The 19,700-nt window shown below is 70.4% G+C and carries 16 protein-coding genes and 3 tRNA genes; 13 read left to right on the top strand and 6 right to left on the bottom strand.

Translation table 11 applies throughout. The features are described from left to right. The first annotated feature begins 175 nt into the window (after positions 1–175). From serA to cimA, 4 genes are all read left to right on the top strand, one after another. Positions 176–1,765: a phosphoglycerate dehydrogenase gene (gene serA, locus ACWCPW_RS30435; RefSeq protein ID WP_449764767.1), complete on the top strand. Its 1,590-nt coding sequence runs from the start codon at positions 176–178 to the stop codon at positions 1,763–1,765. A 494-nt stretch (positions 1,766–2,259) separates the two neighbouring features. After that, complete coding sequence (locus tag ACWCPW_RS30430) at positions 2,260–3,303, top strand: 3-isopropylmalate dehydrogenase (protein WP_449764766.1); 1,044 nt, start codon at positions 2,260–2,262, stop codon at positions 3,301–3,303. Positions 3,304–3,549: 246 nt separating this feature from the next. Next, the gene (locus ACWCPW_RS30425; protein ID WP_449764765.1) at positions 3,550–4,677 is read left to right on the top strand and encodes a branched-chain amino acid aminotransferase; all 1,128 of its coding nucleotides are present in this window, start codon (positions 3,550–3,552) and stop codon (positions 4,675–4,677) included. Between the two features lie 513 nt (positions 4,678–5,190). Continuing rightward, positions 5,191–6,819, top strand: a complete 1,629-nt coding sequence (cimA, locus tag ACWCPW_RS30420) for a citramalate synthase (protein WP_449764764.1) — start codon at positions 5,191–5,193, stop codon at positions 6,817–6,819. A gap of 19 nt (positions 6,820–6,838) precedes the next feature. Here the strand turns inward: cimA and ACWCPW_RS30415 are convergent, their stop codons facing one another. The 5 genes from ACWCPW_RS30415 to ACWCPW_RS30395 form a co-directional block, all read right to left on the bottom strand. Continuing rightward, positions 6,839–7,309 carry a hypothetical protein gene (locus ACWCPW_RS30415; RefSeq protein WP_449764763.1) on the bottom strand — a complete coding sequence of 157 codons (471 nt, stop codon included), beginning with the start codon at positions 7,307–7,309 and terminating at the stop codon, positions 6,839–6,841. 323 nt (positions 7,310–7,632) lie between these two features. Then, a complete protein-coding gene (locus tag ACWCPW_RS30410; protein ID WP_161364843.1) occupies positions 7,633–8,223 on the bottom strand; it encodes an ATP/GTP-binding protein in 591 nt (196 codons plus the stop codon). After that, entirely contained in the window at positions 8,204–8,683 is a 480-nt protein-coding gene (locus ACWCPW_RS30405) for a DUF742 domain-containing protein (RefSeq protein ID WP_449764762.1), read from the bottom strand. The genes ACWCPW_RS30410 and ACWCPW_RS30405 overlap by 20 nt, the downstream gene beginning before the upstream one ends. Continuing rightward, positions 8,575–9,003: a roadblock/LC7 domain-containing protein gene (locus ACWCPW_RS30400; protein WP_020553297.1), complete on the bottom strand. Its 429-nt coding sequence runs from the start codon at positions 9,001–9,003 to the stop codon at positions 8,575–8,577. The genes ACWCPW_RS30405 and ACWCPW_RS30400 overlap by 109 nt, the downstream gene beginning before the upstream one ends. Next, complete coding sequence (locus ACWCPW_RS30395) at positions 9,000–13,091, bottom strand: nitrate- and nitrite sensing domain-containing protein (protein ID WP_449764761.1); 4,092 nt, start codon at positions 13,089–13,091, stop codon at positions 9,000–9,002. Before ACWCPW_RS30395 ends, ACWCPW_RS30400 begins: the two co-directional genes overlap by 4 nt. Positions 13,092–13,611: 520 nt before the next feature. On the opposite strand from ACWCPW_RS30395, the gene ACWCPW_RS30390 reads away from it, so the two are divergent. The 5 genes from ACWCPW_RS30390 to ACWCPW_RS30370 all read left to right on the top strand — a co-directional run bounded on the left by ACWCPW_RS30390 (position 13,612) and on the right by ACWCPW_RS30370 (position 15,179). After that, positions 13,612–13,782, top strand: coding sequence for a hypothetical protein (locus ACWCPW_RS30390; RefSeq protein ID WP_449764760.1), 171 nt, complete (start codon positions 13,612–13,614; stop codon positions 13,780–13,782). Positions 13,783–13,869: 87 nt separating this feature from the next. Further along, positions 13,870–14,670, top strand: coding sequence for a fumarylacetoacetate hydrolase family protein (locus ACWCPW_RS30385; RefSeq protein ID WP_406298583.1), 801 nt, complete (start codon positions 13,870–13,872; stop codon positions 14,668–14,670). 184 nt (positions 14,671–14,854) lie between these two features. Then, positions 14,855–14,926, top strand: a tRNA-Gln gene (locus ACWCPW_RS30380). Positions 14,927–14,981: 55 nt separating this feature from the next. Then, positions 14,982–15,057, top strand: a tRNA-Glu gene (locus ACWCPW_RS30375). Positions 15,058–15,106: 49 nt separating this feature from the next. After that, positions 15,107–15,179, top strand: a tRNA-Glu gene (locus tag ACWCPW_RS30370). A 210-nt stretch (positions 15,180–15,389) separates the two neighbouring features. Here the strand turns inward: ACWCPW_RS30370 and ACWCPW_RS30365 are convergent. Beyond that, the gene (locus ACWCPW_RS30365) at positions 15,390–16,115 is read right to left on the bottom strand and encodes an IclR family transcriptional regulator (RefSeq protein ID WP_026218813.1); all 726 of its coding nucleotides are present in this window, start codon (positions 16,113–16,115) and stop codon (positions 15,390–15,392) included. A 219-nt stretch (positions 16,116–16,334) separates the two neighbouring features. On the opposite strand from ACWCPW_RS30365, the gene leuC reads away from it, so the two are divergent. The 4 genes from leuC to ACWCPW_RS30345 all read left to right on the top strand — a co-directional run bounded on the left by leuC (position 16,335) and on the right by ACWCPW_RS30345 (position 19,664). Further along, positions 16,335–17,747 carry a 3-isopropylmalate dehydratase large subunit gene (gene leuC, locus ACWCPW_RS30360; RefSeq protein ID WP_449764759.1) on the top strand — a complete coding sequence of 471 codons (1,413 nt, stop codon included), beginning with the start codon at positions 16,335–16,337 and terminating at the stop codon, positions 17,745–17,747. A 3-nt stretch (positions 17,748–17,750) separates the two neighbouring features. After that, the gene (gene leuD / locus ACWCPW_RS30355) at positions 17,751–18,347 is read left to right on the top strand and encodes a 3-isopropylmalate dehydratase small subunit (RefSeq protein WP_449764758.1); all 597 of its coding nucleotides are present in this window, start codon (positions 17,751–17,753) and stop codon (positions 18,345–18,347) included. Positions 18,348–18,468: 121 nt separating this feature from the next. Beyond that, complete coding sequence (locus ACWCPW_RS30350) at positions 18,469–18,750, top strand: SCO5555 family protein (RefSeq protein ID WP_052173824.1); 282 nt, start codon at positions 18,469–18,471, stop codon at positions 18,748–18,750. A 116-nt stretch (positions 18,751–18,866) separates the two neighbouring features. Further along, positions 18,867–19,664 carry an HU family DNA-binding protein gene (locus ACWCPW_RS30345; RefSeq protein WP_449764757.1) on the top strand — a complete coding sequence of 266 codons (798 nt, stop codon included), beginning with the start codon at positions 18,867–18,869 and terminating at the stop codon, positions 19,662–19,664. The last annotated feature ends 36 nt before the right edge of the window (positions 19,665–19,700 follow it).

Below are 19,700 nucleotides of genomic sequence, written 5' to 3'. Positions count from 1 at the left end.
CCACCCGCTGATCTGACGACGAGTCAGAAAAATTGCCCCCGCCCGTCCGGAGTCCACACATCGGACATCTGTGAAGTCCTTCACAAGGGCGGCGGTAGGATCGGCCACGCGTCAGGCCACCCCGTCGTGCGTCTTCCACGCGGCCACCCGTCATCGCAGCACGCGAAGGAAAACCGTGAGCAAGCCCGTCGTTCTCATCGCCGAAGAGCTGTCCCCGGCCACCGTCGATGCCCTCGGACCCGATTTCGAGATCCGCCACTGCGATGGTGCGAACCGCGGTGAGCTGCTGTCCGCGATCGCCGACGTCGACGCCATCCTGATCCGCAGCGCCACCAAGGTGGACGCCGAGGCGATCGCCGCCGCGAACCGCCTCAAGGTGGTCGCGCGCGCCGGTGTGGGGCTCGACAACGTGGACGTCCCGGCCGCCACCAAGGCCGGCGTCATGGTCGTCAACGCGCCGACCTCGAACATCGTCACCGCCGCCGAACTCGCCTGCGGCCTGCTCATCTCGGTCGCGCGCAACATCCCGCAGGGCAGCGCCGCGCTCAAGAACGGCGAGTGGAAGCGCAGCAAGTACACCGGTGTCGAACTCTCCGAGAAGACCCTCGGCGTGGTCGGCCTGGGCCGGATCGGCGTCCTGGTCGCCCAGCGCATGTCCGCGTTCGGGATGAACATCGTGGCCTACGACCCCTACGTGCAGCCGGCCCGCGCCGCGCAGATGGGCGTGCGGCTGCTCAGCCTGGACGAGGTGCTGGAGCAGTCCGACTTCATCACCGTGCACCTGCCCAAGACGCCGGAGACGCTCGGCCTGATCGGCGACGAGGCGCTGCGCAAGGTCAAGCCGACGGTGCGCATCGTCAACGCCGCGCGCGGCGGGATCGTGGACGAGGTCGCGCTGGCGTCCGCGCTCAAGGAGGGCCGGGTGGCCGGCGCCGGCCTGGACGTGTTCTCGAAGGAGCCGTGCACGGACAGCCCGCTGTTCGAGTTCGACAGCGTGGTGGCCACGCCGCACCTGGGCGCGAGCACCGACGAGGCGCAGGAGAAGGCCGGCGTCGCGGTGGCCAGGTCGGTCCGGCTCGCGCTGGCCGGCGAACTGGTGCCGGACGCGGTCAACGTGCAGGGCGGCGTGATCGCCGAGGACGTGCGCCCGGGCCTGCCGCTGGCCGAGAAGCTCGGCCGCATCTTCACCGCCCTCGCGGGCGGCGTCGCGGTCCGACTCGATGTCGAGGTGCGCGGCGAGATTACCCAGCACGACGTCAAGGTGCTGGAGCTCGCGGCGCTCAAGGGTGTCTTCGCGGACGTCGTGGAGGAGTCGGTCTCCTACGTCAACGCCCCGCTGCTGGCCCAGGAGCGCGGCGTGGAGATCCGGCTGACCACGAGTTCGGAGAGCCCGGACCACCGCAACCTGGTCACCGTGCGCGGCACGCTCGCCGACGGCGGCGAGATCTCGGTCTCCGGCACGCTCGCGGGCCCCAAGCACATCGAGAAGATCGTCGAGGTGGACGGGTACGACGTCGACCTGGTGCTCACCGCGCACATGGTCTTCCTGCGCTACGTGGACAAGCCCGGCGTGGTCGGCGTGATCGGCCGGCACCTCGGCGAGGCGGGCGTCAACATCGCCGGCATGCAGGTGGCCCGTGCCGCCAAGGGCGGCGAGGCGCTGGTGGCACTCACCGTCGACACCACCGTCGAGCCGCAGATCCTCACCGACATCGCGGAGGAGATCGGCGCGGTCTTCGTGCGTTCGGTGAACCTGGACGACTGACGCCGGCCGCGGCCGGTACCGGGCGCGCGCCACGCCGTACCAGGCCCGGGAACCCTTGTGGTTCCCGGGCCTTCGGCATGTCCGGGAGCGGGTGGTCGCGGCCCGCCGCCACGCCGCGTGGCGGACGGTCGATCTCAGATAGTAGGAACTCCGAGTAAATTGCAGACAGCGACGCGACCCGTCGCCTACCGTGAAAGCAGACGGCCCTTCCGTACCCGGAAATCCCCGTACGGCAGGAAATTTCAGCACGCCCACAAGGCCCCTGCACGTGTCCGTCACACACCGTGTAGACACCCGAGCCTTGTGAAGGAAGTGCAGTCATGGACGAAACCGCGCGCCGCAACGCAGCCCGTGCCCTCCAGCGCGCCCTCGACCGTCGCGACAACGGCGGCAGGCCCGCCGACGAGGACCGCTGACTCTCGATCCACCCCGTCGCGTCCCATCATCCGGACTGCACATGATCAGTCCCTGGGACGGAAGGTAAGGTCCACCGCATGTCTCGCAGCATTCGTCTCGCAGTGGTTCCCGGTGACGGCATCGGCCAGGAAGTGGTCGCGGAGGGTCTGAAGGTCCTCGGCGCCGTACTTCCCGGCGATATCAAGATCGAGACCACCGAGTACGACCTCGGTGCCCGCCTGTACCACCGCACCGGAGAGACGCTGCCCGACAGCGTGCTCGGCGAGCTGCGCGGCCAGGACGCGATCCTGCTCGGCGCCATCGGCGACCCGAGCGTGCCCTCGGGGGTCCTGGAGCGCGGCCTGCTGCTCAAGCTCCGCTTCGCCTTCGACCACCACGTCAACCTGCGCCCGGCCCGGCTCGCGCCGGGCGTGGTCTCGCCGCTGGGCGCGGACGCGGCGATCGACTTCGTGGTGGTCCGTGAGGGCACCGAGGGGCCGTACACCGGCAACGGCGGCACGCTGCGCACCGGCACCGAGCACGAGGTGGCCACCGAGGTCAGCGTCAACACCGCGTTCGGCATCGAGCGGGTCGTGCGCGACGCGTTCGCCCGGGCCCAGGCCCGCCCGCGCAAGAAGCTGACCCTGGTGCACAAGAACAACGTGCTCGTGTTCGCCGGCCGGCTGTGGACCCGGATCTTCGAGGCGGTCGCGGCCGAGTTCCCCGACGTCACCACCGACTACCTGCACGTGGACGCGGCGACCATCTTCATGGTCACCCAGCCCGAGCGGTTCGACGTGATCGTCACCGACAACCTGTTCGGCGACATCATCACCGACCTCGCCGCCGCCATCGCCGGCGGCATCGGCCTCGCGGCCAGCGGCAACATCAACCCCTCCCGCGAGTTCCCGTCCATGTTCGAGCCGGTGCACGGCTCCGCGCCGGACATCGCCGGCCAGGGCAAGGCCGACCCCACCGCCACCGTGCTCTCGGTCGCGATGCTCCTGGAGCACCTGGGCCTGACCGACCAGGCCCGCCGGGTCGAGGCGGCGGTCTACGCCGACCTCGCCGAGCGCGCCGGCCTGGGCACCCGCAGCACCTCGCAGATCGGCGACGCGCTCGCCGCCCGAGTAGCCGGCTGATTCGCCGGCACCCTCACGTTCGTCGACCGGGACCCGTCGACGCGTGCCCCCTGCCGGACCGGCGAATCGGTCGTTCGGCGGGTCAGGGGCCGCGCCTGTCGGGATCCCGGTCGACTGCGTTAACGTCTCACCGGGTGGAACGTGGGTGCGGTTCCCGGGAACACTTCCAGTACGTCCGGTACGGGAAGCCGGGTCCCAGCAGCACCCGGCCCCGCCATACTCCACGGTGAAGGACGAGAACCAGCCATGACGACTGCCGCCCCGCAGGAGCCCGCCCTCCAGGCTTCCCTGACGATCGACCTCAAGCCCACCGCACACCCGCTGAGCGACGCCGAGCGCGCCACGCGCCTGGAGAACCCGGGCTTCGGCCGCGTGTTCACCGAGCACATGGTCGGCATCAAGTGGAGTGCGGGACGCGGCTGGTACGACGCGCAGCTCACCCCCTACGCATCGCTCGACATCGACCCCGCGAACATGACGCTGCACTACGCGCAGGCGATCTTCGAGGGCCTCAAGGCCTACCGCCGCCCCGACGGCAGCGTGGCCACCTTCCGGCCGCACGCGAACGCCGCCCGCTTCCGCAACTCCGCCCGCCGGCTCGCCATGCCCGAGCTGCCGGAGGAGCTGTTCGTGGCCGCGGTGGACGCGCTGATCCGCCAGGACATCGCGTGGGTGCCCAGCGCGCCCGAGGAGAGCCTGTACATCCGGCCCTTCATGTTCGCCACCGAGGTCGGCCTCGGCGTGCGCCCCGCGAACGAGTTCCTCTTCCTGGTCATCGCGTCGCCGGCCGGCCCCTACTTCGCGGGCGGCGTGCGGCCGGTCTCGGTGTGGTTGTCCCAGGAGTACGTGCGCGCCGTGCCCGGCGGCACCGGCGAGGCCAAGTGCGCCGGCAACTACGCCGCGTCGCTGGTGGCCCAGGCCCAGGCCATCGAGCAGGGCTGTGACCAGGTGGTCTGGCTGGACGCGGTGGAGCGTCGCTGGATCGAGGAGATGGGCGGCATGAACCTGTACTTCGTGTACGGGGAGGGCGAGGACGCGCGGATCGTGACGCCGCGCCTGACCGGCTCGCTGCTGCCCGGCATCACCCGGGACTCGCTGCTGCAACTGGCCGCCGACCGCGGCTACGCCACCGAGGAGGCGCAGATCTCGGTCGACGACTGGCGCGAGGGCAATGCGAACGGCACGCTCACCGAGGTCTTCGCGTGCGGCACCGCCGCGGTGATCACCCCGGTCGGCTCGGTCAAGTCCAGCACCGGGAACTGGACCGTCGGCACCGGCGAGGCGGGCCCGATCACGATGGAACTGCGCAAGGCGCTGGTCGACATCCAGACCGGCCGCGCGCAGGACGCCCACGGCTGGACCCACGCGGTCTGATCCGTGAGCCGCGCTGCGCGCGGTGGCGGCTGCGCCGCCCGCGGCCTCCGGCCGCTCTCCTCGCAGGCTCGTCGATCACCGGTCGACGATCGAGTCGTGGGCGCTGACGCGCCGGGAGAGCGGCCGGATCCGCAGCGGCCCCGCGCCCTGCCTGCCGTGGCGGAGCCCGCCGCAACGCGGCATTTCGCCCGAAACCGCAACCCGCCCGCTCGACGCCACGGGCGGAGCGGATGGGCACACACAACTCCGCCCCCGACCATGGCCCACATAGTGAGACTCCCGCACCACGCGCAACCTCATGTGCGAGACTCGCGAGTATGCAGCAGTGGCTCATTATTAGCCGCAGCGTGCCGGCAACGGGTTGATCCCTCACAAGGGGTGCCATACCGCCCACCGCCCGCACGCAGACCTCTCGCGACCGCGAGGGGTCTTTTTGTTTGGCCGCACCACCCACGCGGCGAGCGAGCGAGCACGGGCCCGCCATTTTCTTGACCGACGGGAGAACCGAGGCCAATGCACCCCACGACGACCGACCCGAGCGCCTTCCACGTCTTCGACACCACCCTGCGGGACGGCTCGCAGCGCGAGGGCATCAACCTGACGGTGTCCGACAAGCTCACCGTGGCCCGCCACCTGGACGACTTCGGCGTGGGCTTCATCGAGGGCGGGTGGCCCGGCGCGGTACCGCGCGACACCGAGTTCTTCCGCCGGGCCCGGGAGGAACTCGATCTCGCGCACGCGGTCCTGGTCGCCTTCGGCTCGACCCGCAAGGCCGGTACCACCGCCGCGGCCGACCCCCAGGTCCAGGCCCTGCTCGACGCGCAGGCGCCGGTGGTGTGCCTGGTGGCCAAGTCGCACGACAAGCACGTCTCGCTCGCGCTGCGCACCACGCTGGACGAGAACCTGGAGATGGTCCGGGACACGGTCGCCCACCTGCGCGCCCAGGGCCGCCGGGTGTTCGTCGACTGCGAGCACTTCTTCGACGGCTACCGGGCCAATCCCGAGTACGCGCTGAGCGTGGTCGCCGCCGCGCACGAGGCCGGCGCCGAGGTGGTCGTGCTGTGCGACACCAACGGCGGGATGTTGCCCAGCGGGGTCCGCGAGATCGTCGGTGCCGTGCACGCGGGCACCGGGGCGCGCCTGGGCATCCACGCGCAGGACGACACCGGGTGTGCCGTGGCCAACACGATCGCGGCCGTCGAGGGCGGCGCCACGCACGTCCAGTGCACCGCCAACGGCTACGGCGAACGCGTGGGCAACGCCAACCTGTTCCAGGTGGTCGGCAACCTCGAACTCAAGCAGGACATGCGCGTGCTGCCCGAGGGCAAGCTGCGCGAGATGACCCGGATCTCGCACGCGATCGCCGAGGTGGTCAACCTGGCCCCCTCCACGCACCTGCCCTACGTGGGCGTGTCCGCGTTCGCGCACAAGGCCGGCCTGCACGCCTCCGCGATCAAGGTCGACCCCGACCTGTACCAGCACATCGACCCGGCGCTGGTCGGCAACGACATGCGGATGCTGATCTCGGACATGGCCGGACGCGCCTCGATCGAGCTCAAGGGCAGGGAACTGGGCTACGACCTCTCGAACGACAAGGATCTGGTCGGCCGGGTGGTCAATCAGGTCAAGGAGCGCGAGGCGGCCGGCTACACGTACGAGGCCGCGGACGCGTCCTTCGAACTGCTGCTGCGCGACGAGAGCCTGGGCCGCGCGCGCTTCTTCGCGCTGGAGTCGTGGCGCGCGATCAGCGAGCAGCGCGGCGACGGCGTGCCGGTGAACGAGGCCACCGTCAAGCTGCGGGCCAAGGGTGAGCGGATCGTGGCGACCGGCGAGGGCAACGGCCCGGTCAACGCGCTCGACCGCGCGCTGCGGCTGGCCCTGGAGAAAATCTACCCGCAGCTCGCGGCGTTCGAGCTGGTGGACTACAAGGTGCGTCTGTTGGAGGGCCGGCACGGCACCGACGCGATCACCCGCGTCCTGGTGGAGACCACGGACGGCAAGCAGGAGTGGAGCACCGTCGGGGTCGCGGAGAACGTGATCGCGGCGTCCTGGCAGGCCCTGGAGGACGCGTACACCTACGGTCTGCTCAAGGCGGGCCTGACCCCCGGTGCCCACGACACCGAGGGTTCGGACCGTACGTAGAACGGGAGCTGATGAACCGTCAGGGGCGGCCGGGGCGGAACGATCGCCATCCGTCGCCCCACGGTTCGTCCCAGCCCGCCGGCAGCGGCGACAGCGACCCCGGCGGTGGTGACGGCATCGCGGGCGGGACCGGCGGGACCGGTGGGGCGGGCGTCGCGGCCCGCGGCTGAAGCGGGGCCGGCGCGGGGGCGGGCGGACGCACGGGCGCCGAGGCCAGCGGACTCGCCGCGGTCATCGGATTGGGCGGCAGCAGCGGTTCGCTCTCTTCGAGGCGTGCCAACTCGCGTCCGACCGCGAATCGTTCCAGCCGCCCTCGGACCTCTTCCGGTTCCCGCGACACGGCCAGCTCGCGATCGAGGCCGAACTCCTCGGCCGCCGCACCCGGCAGCAGGTTCGCCTGCGGGGGCCTTCGCGGCAGCCCCGACTCGGTCGTTCCGTCGACCATCGGAAGGCGGGCCGCTTGCGCCGCGCGCCTGCTGTTGTCGTCCACCGAACCCACCTCGGTTCGTTGTTGGGCCTGCGCCTCAAAACGTTCTGATATCAATTGGGCAACAGATGACTATGGGAGGACCTTAGCAATGTGCGGGTCGAGGCGGGGACTCGGCCGGGCATGTCGCGGAGTCCTGTCACACATTTGTCGAAATTCTCGAACGCGTACGCTCGAACGCCCTTGGGAATCCCGCCACATGGGGCTTCGCAACCACAACACCTCAGGCGAACCCCGCAATGGGATTCGCCTGAGGTGAAGTGGTGCGCAATACGAAAAAACAGGTTCGAGCAGTTACCGAGGACCGGCGCGGCCGAACCCGAAGGTCAGCGCAGGCGAGCCATCAGTGCGTGCTCCACCAGCGTGATCAGGGTCGACTTGGCCGATTCGCGGCGCCGTGCGTCACAGCTCACGATCGGCGTGTCGGGCCCTATCTGCAATGCCTCGCGGACATCCTCCGCGTGGTGGGTCTGCAATCCGTCGAAGCAGTTCAACGCCACGATGAACGGCAGCCCGCTGTTCTCGAAGTAGTCGATCGCGGGGAAGCAATCGGCGAGTCGCCGGGTGTCCACGAGAACCACGGCGCCGATGGCACCGCGGACCAGGTCGTCCCACATGAACCAGAATCGGTGCTGACCCGGCGTACCGAAGAGGTACAGGATCAGATCCTCGTCCAGCGTGATACGACCGAAGTCCATCGCGACCGTCGTCGTCTGCTTGTCCGGCGTCGCCGACAGGTCGTCGACACCGGCGCTCGCGGACGTCATGACCGCTTCGGTACGCAGCGGAGCGATCTCCGAGACGGCACCGACGAGCGTGGTCTTGCCCACGCCGAATCCGCCGGCGACGACGATCTTCGCCGACGTGGTGGAGGACCTGGCGGGGGCCGGGCCCGGGCTAGAGCTTGCGAAGTCCACTGAGCACCCTTTCGAGCAGCGTGACGTCCGGCTGCCCCTGGTCGTTCCCGGGCTGGTGGATGACCACCAGCCCGGCTTCGGCGAGGTCCGCGACGAGTACGCGGGCGACGCCGAGCGGGATGGTGAGCAGAGCCGAGATCTCGGCTACCGACTTGACCTCCCGACACAGCGCACAGATGCGCTGGTGCTCGGGCAACAGGCCGGGTGGGTTGGCCACCTGAGGTGTCGTGGTGACCAGGGCCTCCAGCGCGAGCTGATAGCGAGGCCGGGTGCGACCACCGGTCATGGCGTACGGGCGGACCAGGGTCTCGTGAAACTCCTGGTCCCCGTGATCGGACATATCCGGAGGTGTCATCGCGGCAGTGCACCTTGGAGTTCGGCGCGCAGGGCCGGCGTGAGCACGGCACCCGCGCGGTCGACGAGCAGGGCCATCTCGTAGCCGATCAGGCCGATGTCGCACTCCGGCGACGCCAGCACGGCCAACGACGAGCCGTCCGAAATCGACATGATAAAGAGGAAACCCCGTTCCATTTCCACGACCGTCTGGGTCACATGCCCGCCCTCGAAGATACGGGACGCACCCTGGGTCAGGCTGGTCAAACCCGATGCGACGGCGGCGAGCTGGTCGGCCCGGTCGCGAGGGAAGCCCTCGGACAGGGCGAGCAGCAGGCCGTCCGCGGAGACCACGACCGTGTGCGACACCCCGGGGGTGTTGTCCACGAAGTTCGTGATCAGCCAGTTCAGGTTCTGCGCGGCCTGGCTCAACGACTTCTCAGTCATGCCTGCTCCTGGTTGTTCTCGTCACGAGGCCGAGGGGCGGATCCCCCGGACCCGGCGGTGCGACCCTGCTGGATGCCCCGGCGGAAGTTGGTCAGACGCCCGCGAACCTCGTCGGGCGACCGGGACAGGCCCGGAGCGCCCGGCGTGGCCTGCCGGCCCGGCTGCTCCTGACGGATGCCGGGAGCGGCAGGACCCGCACCCGGGTGACCCGACGCCTGGGCGCCGCCGGACTGCTCGACGCCGCCCGGCACCAGGTTGGCGCGGGGCACGCGGCGGGGCAGACCCGCTCCGGTGGTGCCACCCGAGGACGGCTCGCGAGCGGCCTCCGCCGCGCGCCAACCGTCGTCACCGGCGGAGTACCAGCCGGACTGCTGACCCTGGGGGCCGACGGCGGGTGCGACCGCGGGGGACTGCTCGACGATCTCGTCCGGTTCCGTCGGTGTCCCGAACATGTCGGTGACGGGCTGCGGACGCCCGGCACCGAAGGTCGGGACCTGCTCGACCGGCGCCGGTGTCTGCGGCGGGTTGGTCGCCATCGGCACCCGGCGGTCGAGACCACCGAGCGGACCGGCCTCCGGCTCCGCCTGCTCGCGCGCCGGCGTGGCCTGCTCCCCGCCTCGCGGCGTGGAACGGACCTGTGCGGCACGCATCCGACCGCCGCGGTTGCCCTGCCGGTGGAACCAGTCGGACTCGAGCGTGTCGAAGATCGGCAGCCTACCGTCATCGCCGGTGCTCGGCGGCGCGCTCATGTCCAACTCGGAGGGAGCGGGCAGTTGTTCGGCGTTATCCGACCCACCGACCGGCGCGAAGGGCGAGCCCTCCGAACGACCCGGTCCGGCGGGCGCGAACGGCGAGACCGCCGGTCGCACGTCACCCTGCGGGCCGCGCGCCTGCTCGGCCCGGGTGTGCTCGTCCCGCTCCTGCCGCGCGGGCTCGGGGCGAGCCTGCGGCAGGCCGCGCAGCACCGGCAACGCGTCGCCGGCCGAGGTGCGGTCGCCGTCCGCGGGGCCCTGGCCGCGCTGCGGCAGGTCCTCACGACGGGTCAGTTCCTCGCGGCGCGGCGCGTCGTAGGCCGACGGCACGTCGGCCGGCGGCGCGACGGGCTCGGCCGGCAGCGGGGCCACCGGGGTGAGCTCGTCGTACTCGGTGCCCCACGGAGCCGGCGCGCGCTCCTGCGACCGCGGCGCGAGCTCCGCACCCGGGCCGCCGAACGGCTGCGCGGGCTGCTCGTAGCCGCCCCGGTCGAACTCCGCCGCGGGCTGCGACTCGTCCGCGTACGGCGTACCGAACGCGAACTGCGAGGTGTCACCGGCGCGTCCGGAGCCGTCCATCGGCTGCGGCGGGGCCGGGAACGACCCGGTGTCCTGCCCGTACCGCGCCTGCTGCGACTCGACCTCGCGGTCGTCCTCGCCGGCGCCGAACATCGGCGCCGAGGGTGCGGCCGGGAAGGCCCCGGTGCGCGGGTCGCCGGGTCGCGGCTGGTGCTGCGGCGGCTGCGGCAGTACCGGTGCGAACGGGTTGTCCCGACCGGGTGTGGCGGGCGGCGGCGAACTCGGCGCGCGGTGCGCACCGGTGCTGGTGACGCCCGGCTCGCTCGCGAACGGGTTCACCGTGCCCGGGTACGGCGTGTCCGTCCCGGCCGAACCGTCCTGGAAGGACGGGGCCGCGAAGGACTGCGTGCTGCCGTACGAGGGCTCCTGCTGGACCGGCGGCTGCGCGGGCCGGTTGCTGGGGATCTGCGTCGGCTGCGGGGCCTGGTTGACCGGCTGGGCCGGTGCGTCGGCACCGCGCTGCGGCAGTTCGCGCCGCCGGTTGCGCTCCTCGGCGCGGCTGCCCACCCGGGGCCCCGGCAGGGCCTGGGCGACCGGCGCGGCCGAGGGCAGTTCCTCGGACCAGCCGGACACGGCCGCGGCGGTCTTGTCGCCGCCCTTGCTCCACCCGTCGCCGCCACCGGGGCGGTCGCCCTGGATGAGTTCGATCGGGAGCATGACCAGCGCGGTGGTACCGCCACCCTCGCCCGGCCGGAGCTGGACGCGGATGCCGTGCCGGGTGGCCAGTCGGCCGACCACGAACAGACCCATGCGGCGCGAGATGGACACGTCCACCACCGGCGGACGGGCCAGACGCTGGTTGGCGTCGGCGAGGTCGTCGCCGGTCAGGCCGATGCCGTTGTCGTGGATCTCGATGAGCGCGCGGCCGTCCGGGAGGATGTGGCCGGTCACGCGCACCTTGGTGTGCGGGCTGGAGAACGTGGTCGAGTTCTCCAGCAACTCGGCGAGCAGGTGCACGAGGTCGTTGACCGCGCGGCCGGCGATGTCGGTGGTGGGCAGCGCGCCCAACTCGACCCGCTCGTACTGCTCCACCTCGGAGGCCGCCGCGCGCAGCACGTCGACCAGCGGAACCGGTCGGGTCCAGCGTCGGCCGGGCTCCTCACCCGCGAGCACCAGGAGGTTCTCACCGTTGCGGCGCATACGCGTCGCGAGGTGGTCGAGCTTGAACAGGTTGGCGAGCTGGTCCGGGTCCGCCTCGCGGTTCTCCAGGTCGGAGATGAGCGCGAGCTGACGCTGGATCAGGCTCTGGCTGCGACGCGAGAGGTTGACGAACATCGCGTTGACGTTGCCACGCAGCAGGGCCTGTTCGGCGGCCAGTCGCACGGCCTCGGCGTGCACCGCGTCGAACGCGCGGGCCACCTGGCCGATCTCGTCCCGGGACAACACGCCGATCGGCTCGATCGCCAGATCCACGTCGCCGGGATCGGACTCGGAGAGCCGACGCACCGTCTCGGGCAGCCGCTCCTCGGCGACCTCGAGCGCGGAGCGCCGCAGGGTGTTGAGCGAACGCACCAGCGACCGCGCCACGATCACACCGAGCAGGATGGTGATCAACAGCGCGCCGACGACCAGGATCGTGTTGATCAAGGCGTCGGTACGGGCCTCGTCCCGCAGCTCCTTCGCGGTGGCGGTCAGCTTGAGGCCGAGTTGGGCCTCGACCTGGCCGAGCGCGCTGATCTTGTCGGTGGACAGCGTCCACCACTCCTGCGTGGTGAAGTCGTTCGCGTTCTCCAGCCGGGCCGAGCCGTTCGACTTGTTGTTGGAGGCCAGCGCGGCGGTGACCATGCTCTTGAAGAGCTGGAACCGCTCCTCGACCGCGGTGATCTTGTCCCGACTGACGCCGGTCTTGTAGACCGTGTTCCAGTCGGCGGGCGCGACGCTGGTGAAGCCGCGGATCGCGTTCTGCTCGGCCTCGTTCAGGCGCGCGAGCGTCTCGCTCGCCTCCAGCGGGATCTCGTTCGGCTTGAGGCCGTACGCGATCACCGCGGCGCGCTGCGAGGACGCGTACGCCTTCGACTCGCCGAACGAACCGAGGGCGCGGGCGCCCTGGATCAGGTCGGGGTCGCGGGTGACCTCGGGCGCCTCCTGGTTGATCTGCAGAAGCTGCAGAATCATCTTGTTGTAGGCGTCGACCGTGCTGCGGGTGCTGGTGCGGAAGGCGTCCTGACGGGTTCGGTTCAACTCCGTCAGCGAGTGGCCGATGTCCTTGAGCGTGGCACCGAGCACCGGCATCGAGTCGGTGTTCATCTTCGCGACGGTCGCGTTGTAGACGGTGACCTGGTCGTCGGTGGTCTTCTTGGCCTTGTTCACCTCGGCCGTCAGATCCGCCGACGGACCCACGCTCGCCTGCGCGAGCAGGTCGCGTTCCTGCTCCAGCCACGCGGCCAGCGTCGACGCCTGGTCGATGATGGCCGCGGCCTTCTGCACCGTGTCCATCTCGCGCGTCTTGTCGATCGACGACTGGATACGCAGGCCGCCGAGCAACGCGGCGACCACGACCGGGAGCAGGAGCAGCGCGGTGATCCGGGTACGGATGCGCCAGTTCCTGATCGAGAACAGCAACTTGAGCCGGGACGGTGCCGTCCCGGCGGGCCGGGCTGCCCCGGCGCCGGCTATGGAGTCCCCGACGGAGTCGGCGGGCTCGTTGGCATCCTGGGGTCCGCTGGCTTGCTGCGGGGCTCGCACCTCCGGCGTGGAGGGACCGGCCGTGGCCGGGGCCCCTGCGGAGTCGTGCTGCTTCTTCCGACGTCCCTGCACTAGCGTCGCAACCTCTTGTGACCAGTCGTTAGACCCGCCGGTAAGGCGAGGCTCGTGTGCGTTAATCCCTGGATTCGCGTCTTCCCAGGGCACCTCGGCCGCGTTCGCGCGGTGAGGTGAAGGAACTCCGCTTGTTGGGAACCACCCCCGTGGTCGCAGGCATTTCAGCACAGCCACGGGGCCGCAACAAGATAGCGGGGTCCGGACAAATGTCCATTGCACCCGGTGTCGGCGGTTAAGCCGTTTCGCCAGGAAAACGACCGGTATTAAGGGACAATCAGGGGCAAAACGCCACACGTTTGCCGATGTTCCGGGGAGGTGAAAATCACATATTGACGTCCCGGTTCGAACACCTGGTGTAAACCGTGATGCGCAGTCGGTGATCGACGCCCTCGGGTGACCCGTGACCACCCCTGACGTAACCACGGGTAATCTTGAAGGACAAGGCTGCACCCTGCACGCACTTGCGGACACGCACGTGTGGACGCGTACGGACGAGGAAGAGCGAGAACCGGGAACCGTGGACAACATCAGCACGCACCGCCCCAGCACGGCCAACCCCCGGCGCACCCAGGTGGACGTGGTGCTGCCGCGCCAACGGGTGGCCGAGGCGGGCGTCGACGAGTCGGTCATCGCCGAGGTGCGGACCGCGAACCCCAGGCGCACCAACCTGATGGACACCCCGGCCTGACCCCGCCGGACCGCACGCCGAGGCGGCCCGCGCCCGCGTAGCCTTGGGCACGTCTCGTTCGTGACTCTCCGGCAAGGGTGACCCATCTTGCGCATCGCCAGGTTCTCCACCGACGACTCCGTCTCCTTCGGGGTGGTGACCGGCGACGCGGACCAACCCGAGTCGCTGGTGGTGCACGCCCTCGCCGGTCACCCGTTCGGCGAACTGCGGCCCACCGGCGCGCAACACGCGCTGTCCTCGGTCCGCCTGCTCGCGCCCGTGCTGCCGAGCAAGGTCGTCGCGATCGGCCGGAACTACGCCGCGCACGCCGCCGAGATGGGCTCCGCCGTGCCCGAGGCGCCGATCACCTTCCTCAAGCCGTCCACGTCGGTGATCGGGCACGGCGACGGGATCGCCTACCCGCAGATCTCCGACGACGTGCACCACGAGGCCGAACTGGCCGTGGTGATCGGTCGGATGTGCCGGGACGTGCCGGCCGAGCGGGTGGCCGAGGTGATCTTCGGCTTCACCTGCGCCAACGACGTGACCGCGCGCGACCTGCAGCGGGCCGAGGGCCAGTGGGGTCGGGCCAAGGGCATGGACACCTTCTGCCCGCTGGGCCCGTGGGTGGAGACCGACATCACCCTCGACCAGGTCTCCGAGGGCGAGGGCCTGACCGTGGCGTGCACCGTCAACGGCGAGGTGCGCCAGGCCGGCAGCACCGGGCAGATGATCCGTACCGTCACCGAACTGATCGTGCACGTCACCCAGGCGATGACGCTGTTGCCCGGCGACGTGCTGCTCACCGGTACGCCGGCGGGGGTCGGTCCGCTGCACGTGGGCGACCGGGTCTCGGTCACCGTGGGTGGCGTCGGCACCCTCACGAACACGGTGATCAAACGCGGATGACCCGCCGCGCGCGGCCGATCATGGGCGGGACACCCGGACTTGTGGTGGTTCGAACGAGGGTCCGGTAACCCGTTTTGGTCACGCGCGCCTCATCGGGTAAAGTTCTTCTCGTGCCGCCCCGCAAGGGAGCGGCACGGAGCGAAGTCCTCGCAAAAGCCCCCGGGTAACGCGAAGGACGGAGCATTGGGGTATGGGGTAATTGGCAGCCCGACGGTTTCTGGTTCCGTTAGTCTAGGTTCGAGTCCTGGTACCCCAGCTACATCGTCCGTCTTCGGGCGATGTCGCTGGAAGAAGTTCATGATTGATGATCTGGCCCCGTTGTGTAGTGGCCTAGCACGTCGCCCTCTCAAGGCGGTAGCGCGGGTTCGAATCCCGTCGGGGCTACCAGATCAGCCGTTCGCGGCTTCCACGGCACCGAGCAACACCAGTGGTACGAGGCCCCGTTGTGTAGTGGCCTAGCACGCCGCCCTCTCAAGGCGGTAGCGCGGGTTCGAATCCCGTCGGGGCTACCTCGAAGAAGAAGACCTCTCGCGATCGCGGGAGGTCTTCTTCGTTGTGTGGCTCTTCTTCGTTGTGTGGCTTCGTTGTTCGTGCGGCTTCGGGGCTTGGCGGTTTCGGGGCGCACCCGTTCGTCCGGGGCGGCTGTGCCCGCTCGGCTTCGAGGCGCGGCACGTGGCCTGGTTCCCCGGACGCCCGTCGGCGCCCGGGGAGCGGGGCGGTCAGACCTCCACCTGGGCCCGACGCAGCGCGTCGGACAACTTGGCCGCGGCCTCCATGACGGCCTGCGCGTGCAGGCGGCCCGGATGCCGGGTCAGCCGCTCGATCGGGCCGGAGACGGACACGGCGGCCACCACGCGGTTGCTCGGGCCGCGCACGGCGGCGGAGACGGACGCGACGCCGGGTTCCCGTTCGCCGATGCTCTGCGCCCAGCCGCGGCGTCGCACGCCGGAGAGCGTGGTCGCGGTGAACCGCGCGCCCTGCAGGCCGCGGTGCAGCCGCTCGGGCTCCTCCCACGCGAGCAGGCACTGCGCGGCCGATCCGGCCTTCATCGGCAGTGTGCTGCCCACCGGGACGGTGTCGCGCAGGCCGGAGAGCCGCTCGGCCGCGGCCACGCACACGCGCATGTCGCCCTGGCGTCGGTAGAGCTGCGCGCTCTCGCCGGTGATGTCGCGCATGTGCGCGAGCACCGGGTGTGCGGCGGCCAGCAGGCGGTCCTCGCCGGCCGCCGCGGCCAGCTCGGCCAGCCGCGGGCCGAGCACGAAACGCCCCTGCATGTCGCGCGCGACCAGACGGTGGTGTTCCAGGGCCACCGCGAGTCGATGTGCGGTGGGCCGGGCAAGACCGGTTATGGCGACGAGTCCCGCGAGCGTGGCAGGACCGGCTTCGAGCGCGGCCAGCACGACAGCGGCCTTGTCGAGAACGCCGACTCCGCTAGAATTGTCCATGCCTTGATATTGCCGTCTCGGATTACGAGACGCAAGTCCGTGACCGAGGCCGGTGCCGGCACAGTGGCGCAACGCGCCGAACCCGAGCACCGGGGCAACAGCCGGGAGCCGTCGGGACGCGGGCACGCGTCAGGGCGTCGACCGCGGATACGGAATCAGCCGCACCCGCGCGACAGAAGACACACAGCGCCGGCAATGGCGCCGGCCGGAGGGACAGCGATGGGACGGACACTCGCGGAGAAGGTCTGGGACGCACATGTGGTGCGTCGCGCGGAGGGCGAGCCGGACCTGCTCTACATCGACCTGCACCTGCTGCACGAGGTGACCAGTCCGCAGGCGTTCGACGGTCTGCGCCAGGCCGGTCGGCCGGTCCGGCGCACCGATCTGACGATCGCGACCGAGGACCACAACACGCCGACGCTCGACGTCGACAAACCCATCGCGGACCCGGTCTCGCGCGCCCAGATCGAGACGCTGCGCAAGAACGCCGCCGAGTTCGGAGTGCGGATCCACTCGCTGGGCGACGTCGAGCAGGGCATCGTGCACGTGGTCGGCCCGCAGCTCGGGCTGACCCAGCCGGGCATGACCGTGGTCTGCGGCGACAGCCACACCGCCACCCACGGTGCCTTCGGCGCTCTGGCGTTCGGTATCGGCACCAGCCAGGTCGAGCACGTGCTGGCGACCCAGACGCTGCCGATGGCGCCGTTCAAGACGATGGCGGTCACCGTCGAGGGCGACCTGCCCGAGGGGGTCGGCGCCAAGGACCTGATCCTCGCGGTGATCGCGCGGATCGGCACCGGCGGCGGTCAGGGCTACGTCATCGAGTACCGCGGTCAGGCGATCCGGAACCTCTCGATGGAGGGCCGGATGACCGTGTGCAACATGTCGATCGAGGCCGGCGCCCGGGCCGGGATGATCGCCCCGGACGAGACCACGTTCGAGTATCTGAACGGCCGCCCGCACGCGCCGCAGGGCGCCGACTGGGACACCGCGCTGGCGTATTGGAAGAGCCTGGCGACCGAGGCGGACGCGGTGTTCGACAAGGAGGTCGTCATCGACGCGGCCGAACTGTCGCCGTTCGTGACGTGGGGGACCAACCCCGGCCAGGGTGCGCCGCTGGCCGACTCGGTGCCGGACCCGGTGGAGATCGAGGACCCGGTCGAGCGCGCGGCGGCCGAAAAGGCCATCGCGTACATGGGTCTGACGGCGGGCCAGAAACTGCGCGAGATCGCGGTGGACACGGTCTTCGTCGGCTCGTGCACCAACGGTCGGATCGAGGACCTGCGCGAGGTGGCCGGCATCATCAAGGGCCGCAAGGTCGCCGACGGCGTGCGGATGCTGGTCGTTCCCGGTTCGGTGCGGGTCTCGCTCCAGGCCGTGTCCGAGGGCCTGGACAAGGTGTTCACCGAGTTCGGCGCCGAGTGGCGCTACGCGGGTTGCTCGATGTGCCTGGGCATGAACCCCGACCAGCTCGCCCCCGGCGAGCGCAGCGCGTCCACGTCCAACCGCAACTTCGAGGGGCGGCAGGGCAAGGGCGGCCGCACCCACCTGGTCTCGCCGCAGGTCGCGGCCGCGACCGCGGTGCTGGGCCACCTGGCCGCACCCGCCGACCTGAACACCGCAGGAGTCTGAGCGATGGAAGCCTTCACCACCCACACCGGAACGGCCGTCCCGCTGCGCGAGAGCAACGTGGACACCGACCAGATCATCCCCGCGCACTGGCTCAAGAAGGTCACCCGCGACGGCTTCGAGGACGGACTGTTCGAAGCCTGGCGCAAGAACCCGGAGTTCGTGCTGAACCGGCCGGAGCGGGCCGGCGCCACGGTCCTGGTGGCCGGTCCCGACTTCGGCACCGGGTCCTCGCGTGAGCACGCGGTGTGGGCCCTGCAGAACTACGGGTTCCGCGCCGTCATCTCGGCCCGCTTCGCGGATATCTTCCGCGGCAACTCGCAAAAGGGCGGTTTGTTGACCGTCGTGCTGCCGCAGGAGACGGTCGAACGCCTGTGGGCGTTGACCGAGGCCGATCCCACCGCCGAGATCACCGTGGATCTGGTGGACCGTCAGGTCCGCGCGGGCGACCTCGTCGCGGACTTCGAGATCGACGACTACACGCGCTGGCGGCTGCTGGAAGGGCTGGACGACATCGGTCTGACCCTGCGTCACGAGGAGGACATCACCTCGTTCGAGGCAAACCGGCCGAGTTGGCTGCCGCGCACCCAACCGGTGGGCTGATTTCGAACTCCCTTGCAGGGCAAGGGAATCCGTGAGGATTGAACGGCGGGACGCGATCGCGTCCCGCCGTTCGCATGTTCGGCGTTCGCTCCAATGGGCGCCCCGTTGTGCCCATAGCCGGATGAGCTGTCACAATTGCGGTGTGGAGCACCAAGGCCGACACGTGAACGAGTTCGAAGAAGTGGAACTCTTCGCCGAACTGGCCACCCGGTTGAAGGTCGCCCACGCCCGGGTGCGTAGGCTCCGACTACCGAACGAGGCTAAAGTGGCGCTAATACGCCGCTTGTTGGTCATCACCGACGCGGCAAAGCATGATTTGGCGGACGCCTCGCGGCGACTGACCAAGCTCATGGACGAGTTGGACGCGGGGCCCGCGAGTTCGCGGGACACCGCCGAAGCCTGAATCCGTTGCGACACAAGGGTGATTCGCCCGTTCGGTAATTGCTTCGGCACTTTTGGATGCTTAGCGTGCCCAATGCCGGCTGAACTGTCCCGGCATCGGTTTCCGAAGGGGAAGACGTGAACAAGGCGCAGCTCGTCGAGGCGGTCGCTGACCGACTGGGTGGCCGCAAGGCCGCCGCAGAGGCAGTCGATGCCGTCCTCGACACCATCGTTCGTGCGGTCACGGGAGGAGACCGGGTGTCCATCACGGGCTTCGGCTCGTTCGAGAAGGTGGACCGTCCGGCTCGATACGCCCGCAACCCGCAGACCGGTGAGCGGGTGCGCGTCAAGAAGACCTCGGTGCCGCGCTTCCGCGCGGGCCAGGGCTTCAAGGACTACACCAGCGGGACGAAGAAGCTCCCCAAGCCCAACGTGAAGAGCGCGGCCGCCAAGAGCAGCCCGACTCCGCGCGTGATCGCGACGGACGCCACGGCGCCCGCCGCGAAGGCGACGACCCGCAAGACCACCACGGCGAAGAAGGCGCCGGCGAAGCCGGCCACCACGCGCGCCGCGGCGGTCAAGACCCCGGCCGCGACCACCCGCAAGACCGCGGCCGCCGCCAAGACGACGGCGGTCGCCAAGCCCGCCGCCAAGAAGGCGACCAAGGCGCCCGCGACCAAGGCCGCGAGCAAGCCGGCCGCGGCGAAGAAGGTCACGGCCAAGGCCGCGACCAGCACCACCAAGGCCACCACCACCAAGGCCGTCAAGAGCACTCCGGCCGCAGCCGCGGCCAAGGCTCCGGCGACCAAGGCGAAGGCGACCAAGGCCGCGCCGAAGGCCGCGACCGCCAAGCCGGCCGCGGCCAAGCCCGCCGCCGCCGCGAAGGCGCCCGCGACCAGGAAGCCCGCCACCAAGCGCGCGGCCAAGAAGGCCTGACGCGGCGGACATCGGCGGCCGGTCGACGGCCGACGA

The sequence above is a fragment of the Embleya sp. NPDC001921 genome (genome assembly GCF_053594475.1).
This window is presented reverse-complemented; position numbering and strand designations above follow the sequence as displayed.

What these genes read in the sequence shown, in the direction of transcription:
- leuC (WP_449764759.1), top strand. Translation starts at nt 16,335, where the DNA reads ATGGGACGGACACTCGCGGAGAAGGTCTGGGACGCACATGTGGTGCGT.
- ACWCPW_RS30350 (WP_052173824.1), top strand. Translation starts at nt 18,469, where the DNA reads ATGAGCTGTCACAATTGCGGTGTGGAGCACCAAGGCCGACACGTGAAC.
- ACWCPW_RS30400 (WP_020553297.1), bottom strand. Translation starts at nt 9,003, where the DNA reads ATGACTGAGAAGTCGTTGAGCCAGGCCGCGCAGAACCTGAACTGGCTG.
- ACWCPW_RS30425 (WP_449764765.1), top strand. Translation starts at nt 3,550, where the DNA reads ATGACGACTGCCGCCCCGCAGGAGCCCGCCCTCCAGGCTTCCCTGACG.
- ACWCPW_RS30430 (WP_449764766.1), top strand. Translation starts at nt 2,260, where the DNA reads ATGTCTCGCAGCATTCGTCTCGCAGTGGTTCCCGGTGACGGCATCGGC.
- leuD (WP_449764758.1), top strand. Translation starts at nt 17,751, where the DNA reads ATGGAAGCCTTCACCACCCACACCGGAACGGCCGTCCCGCTGCGCGAG.
- cimA (WP_449764764.1), top strand. Translation starts at nt 5,191, where the DNA reads ATGCACCCCACGACGACCGACCCGAGCGCCTTCCACGTCTTCGACACC.
- ACWCPW_RS30365 (WP_026218813.1), bottom strand. Translation starts at nt 16,115, where the DNA reads ATGGACAATTCTAGCGGAGTCGGCGTTCTCGACAAGGCCGCTGTCGTG.